The sequence below is a fragment of the Pseudomonas sp. HMWF032 genome (genome assembly GCF_003060885.1).
Taxonomy (GTDB): domain Bacteria; phylum Pseudomonadota; class Gammaproteobacteria; order Pseudomonadales; family Pseudomonadaceae; genus Aquipseudomonas.
The window spans coordinates 337,794-353,856 of the sequence record NZ_QAIG01000005.1; the positions used below are offsets into that span (position 1 = coordinate 337,794).

The 16,063-nt window shown below is 61.6% G+C and carries 15 protein-coding genes; 10 read left to right on the top strand and 5 right to left on the bottom strand.

Features of this window, described 5'->3' with window-relative positions:
* Positions 1–162 precede the first annotated feature (162 nt).
* From ftsY to rpoH, 4 genes are all read left to right on the top strand, one after another.
* Positions 163–1,599 (top strand): signal recognition particle-docking protein FtsY, encoded by a 1,437-nt coding sequence (gene ftsY, locus DBR00_RS04380; protein WP_108487824.1) that lies wholly within the window; start codon positions 163–165, stop codon positions 1,597–1,599.
* Position 1,600: 1 nt separating this feature from the next.
* Entirely contained in the window at positions 1,601–2,272 is a 672-nt protein-coding gene (gene ftsE / locus DBR00_RS04385) for a cell division ATP-binding protein FtsE (RefSeq protein ID WP_108487823.1), read from the top strand.
* Entirely contained in the window at positions 2,269–3,288 is a 1,020-nt protein-coding gene (ftsX, locus tag DBR00_RS04390) for a permease-like cell division protein FtsX (protein ID WP_108487822.1), read from the top strand. The genes ftsE and ftsX overlap by 4 nt, the downstream gene beginning before the upstream one ends.
* 112 nt (positions 3,289–3,400) lie before the next feature.
* A complete protein-coding gene (rpoH, locus tag DBR00_RS04395) occupies positions 3,401–4,255 on the top strand; it encodes an RNA polymerase sigma factor RpoH (RefSeq protein WP_108487821.1) in 855 nt (284 codons plus the stop codon).
* Positions 4,256–4,318: 63 nt separating this feature from the next.
* On the opposite strand, the gene mtgA is transcribed toward rpoH, so the two are convergent.
* Positions 4,319–5,050, bottom strand: a complete 732-nt coding sequence (mtgA, locus tag DBR00_RS04400) for a monofunctional biosynthetic peptidoglycan transglycosylase (protein ID WP_108487820.1) — start codon at positions 5,048–5,050, stop codon at positions 4,319–4,321.
* A gap of 67 nt (positions 5,051–5,117) precedes the next feature.
* On the opposite strand from mtgA, the gene DBR00_RS04405 reads away from it, so the two are divergent.
* The 6 genes from DBR00_RS04405 (at position 5,118) to DBR00_RS04430 (ending at position 10,184) form a co-directional block, all read left to right on the top strand.
* A complete protein-coding gene (locus DBR00_RS04405) occupies positions 5,118–5,504 on the top strand; it encodes a DUF423 domain-containing protein (protein WP_108487819.1) in 387 nt (128 codons plus the stop codon).
* A gap of 102 nt (positions 5,505–5,606) precedes the next feature.
* On the top strand, positions 5,607–5,807 hold the full coding sequence (gene thiS / locus DBR00_RS04410) for a sulfur carrier protein ThiS (RefSeq protein ID WP_108487818.1): 201 nt from the start codon (positions 5,607–5,609) through the stop codon (positions 5,805–5,807).
* Positions 5,808–5,864: 57 nt separating this feature from the next.
* Entirely contained in the window at positions 5,865–6,659 is a 795-nt protein-coding gene (locus DBR00_RS04415) for a thiazole synthase (protein ID WP_108487817.1), read from the top strand.
* A gap of 20 nt (positions 6,660–6,679) precedes the next feature.
* On the top strand, positions 6,680–7,399 hold the full coding sequence (gene trmB, locus DBR00_RS04420; protein WP_108487816.1) for a tRNA (guanosine(46)-N7)-methyltransferase TrmB: 720 nt from the start codon (positions 6,680–6,682) through the stop codon (positions 7,397–7,399).
* A 183-nt stretch (positions 7,400–7,582) separates the two neighbouring features.
* A complete protein-coding gene (locus tag DBR00_RS04425) occupies positions 7,583–8,926 on the top strand; it encodes a DUF1329 domain-containing protein (RefSeq protein ID WP_108487815.1) in 1,344 nt (447 codons plus the stop codon).
* A gap of 178 nt (positions 8,927–9,104) precedes the next feature.
* On the top strand, positions 9,105–10,184 hold the full coding sequence (locus tag DBR00_RS04430) for an NAD(P)-dependent alcohol dehydrogenase (RefSeq protein ID WP_108487814.1): 1,080 nt from the start codon (positions 9,105–9,107) through the stop codon (positions 10,182–10,184).
* A 47-nt stretch (positions 10,185–10,231) separates the two neighbouring features.
* Here DBR00_RS04430 and DBR00_RS04435 read toward each other — a convergent pair whose 3' ends face one another.
* The 4 genes from DBR00_RS04435 to gspD all read right to left on the bottom strand — a co-directional run bounded on the left by DBR00_RS04435 (position 10,232) and on the right by gspD (position 15,830).
* Positions 10,232–10,774: a type II secretion system protein N gene (locus DBR00_RS04435; protein ID WP_108487813.1), complete on the bottom strand. Its 543-nt coding sequence runs from the start codon at positions 10,772–10,774 to the stop codon at positions 10,232–10,234.
* A gap of 66 nt (positions 10,775–10,840) precedes the next feature.
* On the bottom strand, positions 10,841–12,637 hold the full coding sequence (locus DBR00_RS04440; protein WP_108487812.1) for a zinc-dependent metalloprotease family protein: 1,797 nt from the start codon (positions 12,635–12,637) through the stop codon (positions 10,841–10,843).
* Between the two features lie 36 nt (positions 12,638–12,673).
* Positions 12,674–13,357: a hypothetical protein gene (locus tag DBR00_RS04445; protein ID WP_108487811.1), complete on the bottom strand. Its 684-nt coding sequence runs from the start codon at positions 13,355–13,357 to the stop codon at positions 12,674–12,676.
* A 223-nt stretch (positions 13,358–13,580) separates the two neighbouring features.
* Positions 13,581–15,830: a type II secretion system secretin GspD gene (gspD, locus tag DBR00_RS04450; protein WP_108487810.1), complete on the bottom strand. Its 2,250-nt coding sequence runs from the start codon at positions 15,828–15,830 to the stop codon at positions 13,581–13,583.
* Positions 15,831–16,063 lie beyond the last annotated feature (233 nt).

The window sequence follows — 16,063 nt, forward strand, 5'->3', positions numbered from 1 at the left end:
GGCGGGCGCGGAGGTGCTAGGATACGCATCCGTTTTACTGGCGACCACGCCTGCTAAGGCTTCTGATTGTTTCCGCGTGCACTCTTCAGCTTTCAATGCCGCGTGAGTAATGCTTTCAGAGCCTGTGGCCTGCGCGTCGCACCTTTGAGATAGCCGTCCTCCATGTTTGGTTCCAACGACGACAAACACAAGTCCGCGCCTGCTGCGCCGGCCTCTGCCGAGAAGCCAGCCGAGAAGAAAGACCTGTTCGGCTGGTTGCGCAAAAAGCCGCAAGCGCCGGCCAACCCTGACCCGCAACCGACGCCGGTTGATGAGCCGCCTGTTGCGCCGGTTGGACCCGCGCACATTGAGTTCGCCGCTGCGCCCGTTACGCCGGTAAGCGACGTTGCTGTGCCTGTCGTAGAGCCGGTAGTTGTCGCCGAGGCCGTTGTCGAGCCTCCGCCTGCTCCGGTCGCACCTGTTGAACACGTCGCCGCTTCTGCTCACGCTGAGGTTGAGAGCGCTGAAGCCAATGCGCTTCCACGCCCGTCGCGGTTCCGTATCAACGCTGGCAGCGAAGTCCTGCATGCGCACGTTGAGGTGCCAGTGGTGGTTGAGCCGGTCGTCGAGCCACCGGTGGCCGCACCTGCTGTCGTAGAACCTGTCGCAGCGCCGGCTAAAAGCGCTGAGGAGGGCCGTACCGGTTTCCTTGAGCGCCTCAAGCAGGGCCTGTCGAAAACCAGCGCCAGCCTTGGCGAAGGCATGGCCAGCCTGTTTCTTGGCAAAAAAGTCATCGATGATGACCTGCTCGAAGACCTGGAAACCCGCCTGCTGACCGCCGACGTTGGCGTCGAAGCCACCACGGCGATTATCGGCAACCTGACCAAGCGTGTCGCGCGCAAGGAACTGGCTGACAGTGGCGCGCTGTACAAGGCCTTGCAGGACGAGCTGACCACGCTGCTCAAACCGGTCGAACAGCCGCTGAAGATCGACAGCAGCAAACAGCCCTATGTGATTCTGGTGGTTGGCGTGAATGGTGCGGGTAAGACCACCACCATCGGTAAGTTGGCGAAAAAACTGCAGCAGGACGGCAAGAAAGTCATGCTCGCCGCTGGTGATACCTTCCGCGCTGCCGCCGTGGAACAGTTGCAGGTATGGGGCGAGCGCAACCAGATTGCGGTCATCGCCCAGCACACCGGTGCCGACTCCGCTTCGGTGATTTTCGATGCCGTGCAGGCCGCCAAGGCACGCGGCATGGACGTGCTGATCGCCGACACCGCCGGGCGTCTGCACACTAAAGACAACCTGATGGAAGAGCTGAAGAAGGTCCGTCGGGTGATCGGCAAGCTGGATGACACCGCGCCGCACGAAGTGTTGCTGGTGCTGGACGCTGGCACCGGACAGAACGCCATCAGCCAGGCCAAGCAGTTCAACCAGACGGTCAACCTCACTGGCCTGGCGTTGACCAAGCTTGACGGCACCGCCAAGGGCGGGGTGATCTTTGCTCTGGCCAAACAGTTTGCCTTGCCAATCCGTTATATCGGGGTGGGCGAGGGCATTGATGACCTGCGTACTTTTGAGGCCGAAGCCTTCGTACAGGCCCTGTTCGCGGAGAAATAGGATGATCAAATTCGAGCAGGTCGGTAAGCGTTACCTGAACGGCCACGTCGGGCTGCACGAACTGAGTTTCCATGTGCGCCGTGGTGAGTTCCTCTTCGTCACTGGCCATTCCGGGGCGGGCAAAAGCACCTTGTTGCGTCTGTTGCTGGCGATGGAGCGGCCGAGCAGCGGCAAGTTGCTGCTGGCCGGGCAGGACCTGTCGCACATCACCAATGCGCAGATCCCGTTCCTGCGTCGGCAGATCGGTGTGGTGTTCCAGAATCACCAACTGCTGTTTGATCGCAGCGTATTCGATAACGTGGCGTTGCCGTTGCAGATACTTGGCCTGTCCAAGGACGAAATCGGCACCCGCGTGCGCACTGCGCTGGAGCGTGTGTCCCTGGCCGACAAGGCCGAGCAGTTCCCGGGCGACCTGTCCACCGGTCAGCAGCAACGTGTCGGCATTGCCCGCGCCGTGGTGCATCGTCCTGCTCTGCTGCTGGCTGACGAGCCCACCGGCAACCTCGACCCGCGCCTGGCGGCCGAGATTATGGGGGTGTTTGAAGACATCAACCGCCTGGGCACCACCGTGCTGATCGCCAGCCACGACCTGGCGCTGATTGCGCGCATGCGCCACCGTATGCTGACCTTGCAGCGCGGCCGTCTGATTGGTGATGGGGAGGCTTCTGTATGAGTGCCACACGCATGCCACCTCCACAGCCGGCGCAACGCGTCGGTGCGGCGCCGAAGAAATCCGAGTCACCAACGCCGGGTGATGACGGCCCAAGCTTTACCCACCAGCTGCATGCCTGGTTGGAGAACCACCGCGCCAGCTTGGTCGACAGCCTGCGCCGGTTGGGTAAGCAGCCGATTGGCAGCTTCTTTACCTGCCTGGTGATGGCCGTGGCCTTGAGCCTGCCCATGGGGCTGGCGTTGCTGTTGGATAACGTCGAGCGTCTGGGCGTGTCCTGGCAGCGCGCTGCACAGATTTCCCTTTATCTGCAGATTGATGCCAGCGAGGCCCAGGGTCAGGCACTGCGCGAGCAGATTGCAGCGCTGGACGATGTGGAAGAGGCCGAATGGATCAGTCGTGAACAGGCCTTGAGCGAGTTCCAACAGCAGTCAGGGCTGGGTGAAGCGCTCAAGGAATTGCCGGATAACCCACTGCCCGGGGTGATCGTGGTGACGCCGCAACAGGTTGATAAGATCGCCCTGGAGGCCCTGCGCCTGCGCCTGGCCGAGTTGCCACGGGTGCAGCAGGCGCAACTGGACCTGCTGTGGGTCGAGCGCCTGAGTGCCATGCTCAAGTTGGGTGAGCGCTTTGTCTTCGGCCTGACCCTGCTGTTGGTGATGGCGCTGCTGCTGGTGATTGGCAACACCATTCGCTTGCATATCGAAAACCGCCGCACCGAAATTGAAGTGATCAAGCTGGTCGGCGGCACCGACAGTTATGTGCGGCGGCCCTTTCTTTATATGGGGGCGTTGTACGGGATTGGCGCAGGCGTATTTGCCTGGTTGCTGCTGGCCTTTGGCCTGGACTGGCTAAACGACGCCGTGGTGCGTCTGGCTGGTTTGTACGGCAGCGACTTCGCTCTGGATGGCGTGCCGATGGCCGATGGTCTGTCGCTACTGCTCGGCGCGGTGTTGTTGGGCTATATTGGCGCCTGGCTTGCCGTGGCAAGGCACTTGAGCGAGCTGGCTCCCAGATAGTAAGTTATTGTTTTGCTTGATATTGACTATGTGTAAGGGAACTTGTACCGCGGTATAAAGTCCGAAGGAGCAGTGCTAGACTGCCCCACGATTCGTAAGTCGGAGGATTCAAATGTCCACTTCTTTGCAACCTGTTCATGCTCTGGTTCCGGGTGCCAACCTGGAGGCATACGTGCATGCGGTAAACGGCATCCCGCTGTTGACCCCCGAGCAGGAGCGTGAACTGGCGGAACGTCTCTTCTACAAACAAGACCTCGAAGCCGCCCGGCAAATGGTCCTGGCTCACCTGCGTTTTGTTGTGCATATCGCCCGCAGCTACTCCGGTTATGGCCTGGCCCAGGCGGACCTGATTCAGGAAGGCAACGTCGGCCTGATGAAGGCGGTCAAGCGCTTCAACCCGGAAATGGGTGTGCGCCTGGTGTCGTTCGCCGTGCACTGGATTCGCGCCGAAATCCACGAGTTCATCCTGAAAAACTGGCGCATCGTCAAGGTCGCTACCACCAAGGCGCAGCGTAAACTGTTCTTCAACCTGCGCAGCCAGAAGAAGCGTCTGGCCTGGCTGAATAACGACGAAGTGCATGCAGTGGCGGAAAGCCTGGGCGTTGAGCCACGTGAAGTGCGTGAGATGGAAAGCCGCCTGACCGGCCATGACATGGCCTTCGATCCAGCTGCTGAGGCGGACGATGAAAGCGCCTTCCAGTCGCCGGCGCATTACCTGGAAGACCATCGCTACGACCCGGCGCGTCAGCTGGAAGATTCTGACTGGAGCGACAGTTCCACCGCCAATCTGCACGAGGCGCTGGAAGGTCTGGATGAGCGCAGCCGTGACATCCTCTACCAGCGCTGGCTGGCTGAAGAGAAAGCCACGCTGCATGATCTCGCTGCCAAGTACAACGTATCGGCCGAGCGCATTCGTCAGCTGGAGAAGAACGCGATGAACAAGCTCAAAGGTTCGATTGCCGCGTAACAACTCGGCAGATCACCACAGAAAAAGCCGCACTCAGGTGCGGCTTTTTCATGTCTGTAACCATTACGGCAGCCAGCTCGGCCACCAGTCGGGGCGGCTGGGGCGCAGGCGGTTGAGGTAGTGGCTGCCACCCAGTTGCCGCATCTGCTGACGAATCCAGTTGGCTCGGCGGTTGATATGCGCACTCGGACGGCTGGCGCTCCACTCGCGCGGGTTGGGCAGTACGGCGGCCAGCAGGCTGCTCTGCTGGCGTGACAGGTAGGGCGCGCCGACCTTGAAATGATGGCGTGCCGCCGCTTCGGCACCAAACACGCCGTCGCCCCACTCGACGCTGTTGAGGTACACCTCAAGAATCCGCTGCTTGGGCCAGAGCAGTTCGATCAGGCCGGTAAACCACACTTCCATACCTTTGCGCAGCCAACTGCGCCCAGACCAGAGAAACAGGTTCTTCGCCACTTGCTGGCTGAGGGTACTGGCGCCGCGCAGAGAACCGCCTTGCTGGTTGTGCTCCAGAGCGGCCTGGATAGCCGCGACATCGAAGCCCCAGTGTTCGGCGAACTTCTGATCCTCGCCAGCAATCACCGCCATCTTCAGGTCATCCGGCAGTTCGCTCCAGGGGCGCCAGCTGCGCTGCAGGTCGATGGGCTGATCAATGAGCCATGACTCGATCTTGCGCTCAACCATCAGTGCGCTGCCGGGTGGCGGTACCCAGCGGAATAACAGCACCAGCAGAACCGAACCGAGCATCAGCCAGAGCAGGAGGGTGAGCAGTCGACGGAAGAGGGATCGAAACATGCGTGCTTGGCCGGGATGAGTTTGCCGGCCATTATAGCCAGCCCTGTTTATATAGCTGGAGTGATGCATGGCTCGTCTGTGGTTATTGCTGTCTGCCTGTACCGGGTTTACCGGTGTCGCTTTGGGCGCTTTTGCTGCACATGGCCTGAAAAACCAACTGACGCCGGCTTATCTCGCGGTGTTTCAAACGGGCGCCCACTACCAACTGGTTCACGCGCTGGCGCTGTTCGGCGTTGGTCTGCTGGCCTTGCTGCGGCCGGCACCGCTGGTCAATTGCGCCGGCGCGCTGTTTGCTCTGGGTATCGTGCTGTTCTCCGGTAGCCTGTATGCCCTGACCTTGAGCGGTATCAGTGCGTTGGGCATGGTCACTCCTTTCGGCGGCGTGGCGTTTCTCGCCGGTTGGCTCTGTCTGGGTATCGCGGCCTGGAAGCTGGGTGCGCGCACTACCATCTGACCCGTAAGTCAGAAAGCAGGATGAGTGGCAGCCTTTAGCCTTGGTCGGCGCCCATGATCAGGCTAGAATGCCGGCCCTTTTCTCAGTTGTGACCGAGTCGTCATGCGTATTCAGTTAAACGGTGAAGCATTCGAATTGCCCGATGGGGAAACCGTTGCCGGGTTGATCGCGCGTCTGGACCTGGCCGGACGGCGCGTGGCGGTCGAACTCAATCTGGATATCGTGCCGCGCAGCCAGCACGCCACCACCGCCTTGCGCGCGGGTGATCAGGTTGAAGTGGTCCACGCCATTGGCGGTGGTTGATCCCCGCTCATCGGTTTATCGCGTTCAGACAGCTGCCCACTTTCACGAGGATTACCCATGAGCCATGCGCCTACCGACAAGCCCTTTACCCTGGCCGGTCGTACCTACCAGTCGCGCCTGCTGGTCGGTACCGGCAAGTACAAGGACCTCGAAGAAACCCGCCTGGCCATCGAGGCTTCAGGTGCCGAGATCGTTACCGTGGCGGTGCGCCGGACCAATATCGGGCAGAACCCGGGCGAGCCGAATCTGCTGGATGTGATCTCACCGGACACGTACACCATCCTGCCGAATACCGCCGGCTGCTATGACGCTGTCGAGGCCGTGCGTACCTGTCGCCTGGCCCGTGAGCTGCTCGACGGCCACAAGCTGGTGAAGCTGGAAGTGCTGGCTGACCAGAAGACCCTGTTCCCCAACGTGATCGAAACCCTCAAGGCCGCCGAAGTGCTGGTCAAGGACGGCTTCGACGTGATGGTGTACACCAGCGATGACCCGATCATCGCCCGTGAATTGGCCGCCATGGGCTGTATCGCGGTGATGCCGCTGGCCGGGTTGATCGGCACCGGGCTGGGCATCTGCAACCCGTACAACCTGCGCATCATCCTCGAAGAAGCGACCGTGCCGGTATTGGTCGATGCCGGTGTCGGCACGGCGTCTGATGCCACCATCGCCATGGAACTGGGCTGCGAGGCGGTGCTGATGAACAGTGCGATTGCCCATGCGCAGAACCCGATTCTGATGGGCGAAGCGATGAAACACGCGATCATCGCCGGGCGCATGGCCTACCTGGCTGGGCGCATGCCTAAGAAACTCTATGCCAGCGCCTCGTCGCCGCTGGATGGCCTGATTAAGTAAAAGCACTTTAAGAGCACAGCATGACCGAATTGCAGCAACAGCCTGAGCCGGCTGAAGACACCTCCAAGCACCGCGCGATCAAGAGTTTCGTGATGCGCGCCGGGCGCATGACTGAAGGCCAGCAACGCGGCCTCGATCAGGGCTGGCCGAAGTTCGGCCTGCAGCTGGAGGATGGTCTGCGCGACTTTGATCAGGTGTTCGGTCGCACGGCGCCGCGCACCTTCGAGATCGGCTTCGGCATGGGCCATTCCACCCTGGAAATGGCCGCCGCCTCGCCCGAGCAGGACTTTATCGGCGTGGAAGTACACCGCCCGGGTGTTGGCGCCCTGCTCAATGGCCTGATGACCCATAACCTCAGCAATATGCGCGTCTACAGCTGTGATGCGCTGGATGTACTGCGCACCTGCGTAGCTGACGCCAGCCTGGATCGGGTGCTGCTGTTTTTCCCTGACCCCTGGCACAAGGCCAAGCACAACAAGCGGCGTATCGTGCAGCCGGTGTTTGCCGAGCTGGTGCGACAGAAGCTCAAGGTTGGCGGTGTGTTACACATGGCCACCGATTGGCAGCCTTACGCCGAGTACATGCTGGAGGTGATGAATGTCGCGCCCGGTTACCAGAATCAGGCTGAGGACGGCCAGTATGTCCCGCGGCCCACGGAGCGTCCGACCACCAAGTTCGAGCGGCGTGGCGAGCGTCTGGGACATGGCGTCTGGGACCTGAAATTCCAGCGTATCGACTGATTGCTTCAGGCACTGAGTTCTCGGTGCCGCACCACCATAAGCCCAGGGACGCACGCACTAGATCGGAATAATCCGGCGCTCGCCAGGACGGCTCCTCACCAAGACGGCCTATATACCCAGGCAGTGTTGCCAGGGTCATAACAACAGCAGCGCGGCTACACGCCGGGCTGCGAGGAGAACGCTGTGTTGAGAACGCTTTCAATTCTGCTGCTGGCAAGCTGCGCGCTGCAGGCACAGGCCAAAGTCGACAGTACGCAGGCTGCACGTCTGAGCCAGGACCTGACGCCGCTGGGTGGTGAGCGTGCGGGCAATGCCGCCGGCACCATTCCAGCCTGGGACGGCGGCCTGGCGCAACCGCCCGCCAACTACCAGCCGGGCATGCACCACCCTGACCCTTACAGCGCCGATGCACCCCTGTATCAGGTCAACAGTCAGAACCTGGCGCAATATCAGGCGCTGTTGCCGGCGGGGCTCAAGGTGCTGCTGGAAAAAAATCCTGATTACGCCCTGCGGGTGTTCCCGACCCGTCGCAGCGCCGCCGCGCCGCAGCGTATCTACGACGCCACGCGCTTCAATGCGCTGAATGCCGAGCTGATTTCCGGTGGTAACGGCGTGGCAGGTGTAGCGGCCGGGATTCCTTTCCCGTTGCCGAAGACGGGCCAGGAAGCCATCTGGAACCACATCATGCGCTACCGTGGCGATCAGATCAGCTTCGTCACCAACCAGGCCGCGGTGCTGGCCAACGGGGCCTACAATCTGCTCAAGCTGGAACGCGACATCTACTTCATCTATGGGCGCGAAGGCGTTAGCCCGCAGGACCTGGACAACACCCTGTTCTACTACAAGTACAAGGTGGTCGCGCCGGCCAAGCTCGCCGGTTCGGCGCTGGTGGTGCAGGAAACCCTTGATCAGGTGCTGGCGATCCGCAAAGCCTGGCGCTTCAACCGTGGCGAGCGTCGCGTGCGTCGCCTGCCGATGCTGGCCTACGACACCCTGCAGCCGGACACCAATGGCATGGCCACTGCCGATGTGGTCGACGCCTACAATGGCGCGCCGGACCGGTATGACTGGACCCTGGTGGGCAAGCAGGAAATGCTGGTGCCGTACAACAGTTACGCGGTGCACCAGAAGGGCATCCCCTACGACAACATCCTGCGCAGCAACACCGTCAACCCGGAACTGCTGCGGTATGAATTGCACCGTGTCTGGGTGGTCGATGCTGAGCTGCGCAAGGGGTTTAGCCACCCGTATGGCAAGCGCCGCTTCTACATCGACGAGGACAGCTGGCAGATCCTCGCCGCCGACCTCTACGACAAGAGCGGTGAGCTGAGCGGCGTACAGGAAAGCCACCCGATCAGCTATTACGATGTACCGATGTTCGGCAGCACCCTGGAGACTATCTACGACTTCAAGGGTAAGCGTTACTTTGTTGATGGCCTGGATAACAACGAGCCGATGTACAACTTCAACGCCAAGCTGACGCCGCGCGATTTCACCCCGCAGGCGTTGCGCCGCGAAGGCAACTGAGCCTCGGTCGCACTGGAAAACCGCCTCTTGCAGGCGGTTTTTTTATGCCTGGCGATCGCGGGTTTAAGGCTTTGGAGTCTTGCGCTTATTGTGCCTGGCATTGATGTCGGACAAGGGGCCGGGCAATCAAGCGACTACAGTCAAGGGCTCTGTGTTAACGCATGCAAGGAGCCTGACCATGAGCATGATGAAAGCCGCGGTGTTTATCGAGCCTGGACGCATTGAGTTGGTGGATAAGCCCATCCCGCCCGTGGGGCCCAATGATGCGTTGATACGGGTGACCACCACGACCATCTGTGGCACCGATGTGCATATCCTCAAGGGTGAATACCCGGTGGCCAAGGGGCTGACCATCGGCCACGAGCCGGTCGGCATCATCGAGAAACTGGGCAGCAACGTGCAGGGCTATCAGGAGGGGCAGCGGGTGATTGCCGGGGCCATCTGCCCGAGTTTCAGCTCTTACGCCAGCCAGGACGGTTATTCCTCTCAGGATGGCGGTTGCAGCTGTCATGGCTACAAACCCATGGGCGGCTGGCGTTTCGGCAACAGCATCGACGGCACCCAGGCCGAGTACGTACTGGTGCCGGACGCTCAGGGTAACCTGGCCCCGGTTCCCGATGGTCTGACTGACGAGCAGGTGCTGATGTGCCCGGACATCATGTCCACCGGGTTTGCCGGTGCGGAGGCGGCCAATATCAAGATTGGCGATGTAGTCGCCGTCTTCGCCCAGGGGCCGATTGGCTTGTGCGCCACGGCAGGGGCCAAGCTGCGCGGTGCGAGCACCATCATCGTGGTCGATGGCGTCGAGCAGCGCTTGCAGATTGCCCGGCAGATGGGCGCGGACATCACCCTTAACTTCAATCAGGTCGATGTGGTCGAGGAAATCCTGCGCCTGACCGGGGGCCGTGGTGTGGATGCGGCCATCGAGGCGCTGGGCCTGCAGTCCACCTTCGAAAGTGCACTGCGGGTGCTCAAGCCAGGTGGCACGTTGTCCAGCCTGGGGGTCTATTCGACGGATCTGGTCATTCCGCTGGCGGCGTTCCATGCCGGTCTGGGTGACCACAAGATCGTCACCTCACTGTGCCCGGGTGGTAAGGAGCGCATGCGCCGGCTGATCAATGTGGTGGCCGCCGGGCGCGTCGACTTCGGCGCGCTGGTGACGCATCAGTATGCGCTGGATGACATCGTTGCGGCCTACGATCTCTTTGCTCACCAGCGCGATGGCGTGCTCAAGGTGGCGATCAAACCCTTTCACTGAGGCCTCTAGCAGCATGGCCAGGGAGGCGTAATGCGGCAACTGCACGGTTATCTGTGAGTGGTGACGCTGCTGCTGGCCTGACTAAGCAACCCGGTCGCGATGGGGTTGGCTGCAGGTGTAAGTGGTTGGCTGGGTTTGTCCGGAAAGTGCAGGCTCTCGCGGCGACCGTGGCGGAACAGGGTGACATGCTGGCGCTGCACGCTCTCAAGGGTGACACCTGGGGCGATGGTGGCGCCGACCATAAAGCGCTCAGGAGGCTGACCGTCCTGGCCAATAATGGCGCTGGAGCGGCGGCTTTGTGGGTGTTTGAAGGCGGCCATCAAGCTCAGTTGCAAGGAGGTGGCCGGAGCCGGGCCGCCACTGTCGAGTAATGGGACGCCGAATAGTCCTGCTAGCTGCTGCTGATCGATAACCGGCTGCACCGGGGCTGGCTGCGCGGGCGCCAGGTTGATTGGGCTGTGCAGTAATCGCCAGAACGCCGCACCCTGATAGGTCAGGCTGAGGCTGCCGGCCAGCAGAAGCAGCAGGCACAAGCCCGTGATTAGATGCTCCGAGGCGACTGGCCGGGCTTGATTATTGGGCTGCAACATAAAGAATCCTTAATGAAAAAACCCATGACTGCTGAGGCAGCCATGGGTTTGAGTGCTGCCGGGTGTTTACAGCTTGCCGATGCTGACGTTGTCGATAAACAGCGACTCGCTACGTTGAGTGCCCAGGATTAGCAGGTCGACGCGGCGCAGGGTACCGGCTGGCAGCTGCACTTCATGCTGCAGCTTGCTCCAGCTGCCACCACGGGTGGTGCGCTGGCCAAGGGGCAGGTACTGGCCACGGCCATTGCCATCCTCGACATACAGGTAGGCGTAGGCGATGGCGCTGACCGCACTGCTGCGGCCAATGCTCAGGTCGGCCGAAACGCGATAGCGATTACCGGCCTGGACATTACCGAGCAGGCTGACGCTCGCACCGGCGCCTTCGTACTGACGCTGATAGGCTTCCAGTGCCAGGCGGCTGCCGCTGGCGAAGGTGCTGGCGCGGGCACTGCCATGGAAACCAGACCAGCCACCGATGCCGTTCTCGAAGTTCCAGCCGAACTGGGTTGGCGCAGGTGGTACCGGAGGTGCGGCGGCCTGGACTTCCTGCAGTTCGACCTCATCGACCAGCAGGCTGCTGCCGCTGTCGCTCCAGATCGCCACATACAGATTGCGCACGTTGCTTGGCGTTGTATAGGTGAAGGCTTTTTCCAAGCGGCTGAACTCGTTGCCCGTTACGGACAGAGTGACCGTCTGCTCGGCGCTGTAGGTAAAGCGGCCATCGGTGCTTTCCTGCAGGATCGCCACGCGCACGTTCTCACGGCTGTCGCGGGTCTTGAGCATGGCTTTGGCTTTCAGGCGATATTTCGCGCCGGCAGTCAGGCCAGTGACCGGTGTGGCCAGTACATCGAAGGACTGCGCGTCCATTTGCAGTGCGTTATCACGGCAGTTCAGGGCCACATTGACCAGGCTCAGCTGCGCCTGGCCGAACAGCGCACGCCAGCCTTCGTTGCTGTTGAACTCGCCGTTGCTGACCAGGCCCTTGAGCGCTGGCTTGCTGCACCAGGGCAGCTCGGCCGGCGGCGTGGTCGGGTTGCCGGTACCGGGGTTAGTGGTGACCGGCACCTGGGTGGCGCGGAAGGCGGCGATCTGCCCGGCCATGGCGTTGAGTGCGCGCACCGCATCGGCGCGATCGGGCATACCGCAAGGCTGATTGGCGCAGTCGGCGTCATTCAGCCGTGGATTGGAAAAGACCGGCGCCTGACGGCGTGCGCCGAAGACCTGTGGGTAGGCCATGATGGTGCTGAACTGACCCTGGACGCCGTATCCACGGCTCCATTCGTGGGTGCCGTTGTGGCCGTTGGCGTTGTAGTAGCCTTCCTGCTGATCCTGCTCGTAGGAGTGGCGCAGGCCCATATTGTGGCCGGCTTCATGGGCGAAGGTGCTGAGGCTGCAGTCGACGCCGGTCAGGCCATAGGCCATTTCCTTGGCACCGTTGTTGAAACGGTCGCTGTTCTTAGCCCCGGTGCCCATCCAGGCGATACCGCAGACGCCATAACCCTGGCCCTGGGTGGTGCGGTTGATCAGCTGTACCACGTCGGCGCCGTATTGCTCACGCAGGCGCTTTACCTGAGCGTCGTCGGTGAACTTGTTGAGGTTGGCGCTGGACACGTCGTAGTAATTGGCCCAGTCGAGCAGTTGCTTGTGCACCAGGCGCAGGCGGATATTCACGCCGCTTTTGGCGTAGGCCGTGTTGGTGTATTCGATGTAGCTGGCGATGCGTGCGTCGATATCGCGGCCGTTGGGCAGGCTCTGCGCGTCCTTGGTGTAGAGCACCATGATGTCGACGGTTTGCGGGTTGGCCTGGGCGCTATGGGCGGCCAGGGCCAGTGCGAGGGCAGAGAGCCATTGCACTTTCTTCATATCAGCGTTCCTTGTGCGATGTGGGTAAGAAGGTGATCAGCCCTGAGCGGGCGGTGGCAGCGGGGCCAGTTCTTTATGGTCGTAGTGCAGGTGGTCGTTGGGGTCGGCCCGCAGTACCAGCTGGTTTTCATCGGTGATCACCGTCTTGCCGGTGGCGTTATCGATGATGATCGACAGGCTGCCGTCGAGCGTGGCGACGGTGATATGGGTCTCCAGCGCGCCCTTGATCAGGGTCATGCTTTCCACTTCATCGCCATCGATCAGGCTGCCTTGCCATACGGCGCTGCCAGCGGTGTTGCGGGTTTCGCCGAGGCTGGCGCGGGTTGGGCTGCTGCGCCCTGGCAGTGCCAGGGCGACCACCTGACCGACCGCCAGGTTGTTGAGTTGCTCCGGGTCGACCTGGGTCAGGTGCTGGGTGATGCCGTTGCTCTCGGTTTCCTGCAGGGAGTTTGCGTCCCAGAGCGTGGCCTGCGCGGCGCGGCTGGTGGCCACGGGCGGTTTGGCCTGCAGGGTGGATGCGCCGCTGGTGTGTTGCCTGGCTGCCGGGCCCGGGGCTTGCGCAGCCAGGCTGGCGTTGGGGGTGGGGGATTTACCGTTTTGGTTGTTGTTCGATGCGGCTTGGGTTGGCTTGGGCTGCTCAAGGTCAGCCGAGAGGACGACCCCCAAGACGCCGCCGACAATGGCGGTGGCGACTGCAGCTGTAATCCAGCGTTTTGACATGCGACTGCTCCATTAGTCTGGAAAGTTAAAGTCGCGCAGTCTAGGTAGAGCCTTGGCGGTTATTCGCTATGCAGTTCACAGGCAGAGGGTATGGGCAGGGCCAGCTTGTTTAATTTGAACGTTGGTCTCATATGCAGGGTGTGCCACGTCTCGCTCGGAATGGGGCACAGTTCCAGGCGGCTCGGTTATGCCGTTGCTACGCGCTGCAGCAACGGCGTTACGCTTACTCGGGCTGGGCGCTGGCGCTGCGTTTGGGCAGTTGTTCGGGCAGGGCTGCGAGGGCTTTGAGCGCCATTTCACGGCTCGGGTAACTGCCATAAAGCACGGCATAGCGGGTTTCTCCGGCTTCATTGCGTTCGGCCAGGCGCAGCGGCTGTTTGGGATGGCGTTCGAGCAGGGCCTGCATAAATTCGCGGCTGCTGCCTTCAACCAGCTTGATGGTGTGGCGGCGCGCTGCAACCTTGGGTTTGCTTTCGCCACCGCGGCCATCGCCCAGGGTGGCGGGGTCGACAGGTTTTGGAGTTTCAATCAGGGTTTTGCTCGGTTTTGCCGGGATGGCTTTTGCTGGTTGGCGCAGGTCGGTCGCAGGCGCCTCAATGCCCTGGTCGAACAAGGCATGGGCCTGCTGCGGCAGATGGTCGTAACCGTTGGCCTGGCCGAGCAGGCGCAGGTCGCGGTATTTGCCCAGGCTCAGGTTGGCCAGGCCGACACCGTCGCGCGCCACGGTTGGGCGCAGGAACACCATCAGGTTGCGCTTCTGTCGGGCCTCACGGGTAGAGCGGAACAGACGGCCCACGCCGGGAATATCGCCGAGCAGTGGCACCTTGCTCTCACTGCTGGTGATGTCGTCCTGAATCAGGCCTCCGAGCACGATCACCTGACCGTCATCGGCTAATACGGTGCTCTTGATCGAGCGCTTGTTGGTCACCAGATCCACGGCCTGGGCATTCAGCCCGGTGCTCGGGGCGATGGAGGAGATTTCCTGTTCGATCACCAAGCGCAGGGTGGCGCCTTCATTGATATGTGGGGTGACCTTGAGGGTGACGCCGATATCCTTGCGCTCGATGGTGGTGAAGGGGTTACTCGAACCGGCGGCGTCGGTGGTATAGGAACCGGTCTGGAACGGCACGTTCTGCCCCACCAGAATCTCGGCGGCCTGGTTGTCCAGGGTCAGCAGGGTTGGGGTTGAGAGCAGGTTGCTTTTGCCGTTCGAGGACAGTGCGGTGATCAGCGCGCCGAAGTTGTCATTGCCAACCCCCAGAATCGCCCCGTTGGGCAGTGCGCTGGCCAGTTCGCCGGGCTTCTCACTGGCAATTGCGCCGAGCAAGGTGCCGACCGACAGGCCGGTGTTGCTGAAATTCACCCCGCCGAGACCTGCACCGTTGCCCCGACCGTCGATGGCCCACTGCACGCCGAGGGCGTCGTTGATGTCGCCGGACATTTCTACGATGGCCGCCTCCACCAGCACCTGGGCGCGGGGTATATCCAGCTGGCGCACCAGGTCCTCGAACATATTGACGATATCGGCTTCGGCCATGATGACGATGGCATTCAGGCTTTCGTCTGCGCGAATCATCAACTTCAGCGGGGACGTATTTTCACTGCCCTGGCCTTGGCTCAGGTTGTCGCCGAAGTCGCCGAGGGTCTTCGCCATCTCCTTGGCATCGCCATGGCGCAAACGGATAACCCGCGTATTGGCCGAGCGCGAACTGGGCGTGTCGAGGCTCTGCGCCAGTTTCAACAGCCGCGCCCGTGCCTCTTGCGGGCCCAGCAACAGCAGGCGGTTGGCGCGGCTATCGGCGATCACCTGGGCGCCGCTGGCTTGCGGATTTTGCAGCGAGCTGTTGATCACCGCGGCCAGTTCTTGCACCCACGCATGGCGCAGGTCATAGACGCTGAAATCGTCCTGATTCTGGCTGTCCAGCTGGCGGATGACTTCGTTGATGCGGGCGATATTGGCCGGGGTGTCGCTGATGATCAGGCTGTTGGACGACTGCACCGCAGCTAAATGCCCGTGGTTGGCGACCAGGGGGCGGATCAGCGGCAGCAGGTCATTGGCCGCACCGTGCTGCACCTGCAGCACGCGGGTTTCCAGATTGCCCTGGCTGCCAGCGGTGGTCTTGGCCTCGCTGTTGGGGATGATGCTCAACTGATTGCCTTGCGGCATCACCGCGAAACCATGGGTGCTCATCACCGAGAGAAACAGCTTGTACACCTCGGCCAGGTTCATGGGCTGTTGCGCCACCACGGTGACCTGACCCTTCACCCGTGGATCGATGATAAAGGTCTGTCCGCTGATACTGGAAACCTGCTCAATAAAGTCGCGGATCTCCGCACTCTGCATATTGATGGTCCAAGTGTCTTCGTTTTGTGCAGGCGCTTCGGGCGACGCATTGGCCTGGCTGGCGATACCGAGCAGCGTGATGTGCAGCAGTAGCAGGCGGAGAAGTGGGCGCAGGGCAGGCGTGATCATGGCTAGGGCATCAGTAGGTGTGGCCGTAATGCACTGCCGCAGCCGACGCAAGGTCGGGCAAGGAAAGGCTGGAGGCGCTGTTTGGATGGGATAAAACGGCTGCAACCAGCACTGCGAGCAGTGTTGGGGGCGCAAGGCTAATGAAAAAAATCGGCGCTTGTTGAGGCGTGAAGGCGATCTGCGATGATCGTCACAGTCGGTCGGCAATTTGTTGCCAGGACGTGATGGGCGTT